Source organism: Lysobacter olei, from assembly GCF_054777355.1.
The window spans coordinates 1-605 of sequence record NZ_BAAHAT010000036.1 but is presented as its reverse complement, the minus strand read 5'-3'; the positions used below and the strand labels follow the sequence as shown (position 1 = coordinate 605).

The following is a 605-nucleotide window of genomic DNA, read 5'->3' as shown; positions in this document are numbered from 1 at the left end:
GAGGCCATCTCGGACCAAATCAGCAAGGCCGTTCAGACGGAGAAAAGAGCGCAGTAAAAAGTCGTTTTTTAAAAAAAAACAAAAAAAAAAAAAAAACAAAAAGCAAGCCTAGTTGATGAGGCATAAACTTATTAGTATGAGACGTCAAAAAATACCCAGCCATCTGTGTTCCACCCGCCCGAAACACTATTCTTTCTTCTCCAGTGTTTCTTCTCGAGAAGTGATAGCACTATCGGTCAGAAGGCTATCTGACATGAACAGCCTGCTCTCATTTCTGCATCTTGCATGGTAATTAGTGATGTACCAGCACTTCCGATCTTCAGAGCCCGCTTAACTGCTTTCCAGCTCTCGATCAAAGCAATGTAGACGGCCACACAACCGGCTACAATGCCCCATTCCCACGATATGGCGATGTGTTTGAAGACTAGCTTGTTAACAACAGGAATATAGATGACTGGGAAGGAAGTCACAAATCCAGCTGCAACAGCCCAGAAGAGAAACCTGTTTCTCCAAAGGGTTGGGAAGATAGAGAAGACTCCCGGATATCGGGCTGGGTCAAGGTTGAATAATGAACGGGAGAAGTGTTTCACTTCCCAGGCTGTCAC

General features: G+C 45.0%; 1 protein-coding gene. It reads right to left on the bottom strand.

The window, feature by feature from the left end:
- Positions 1-236: 236 nt before the first annotated feature.
- On the bottom strand, positions 237-605 hold a 369-nt coding region (locus tag ACYVBS_RS14695), incomplete at its 5' end, for a hypothetical protein (protein WP_460824501.1).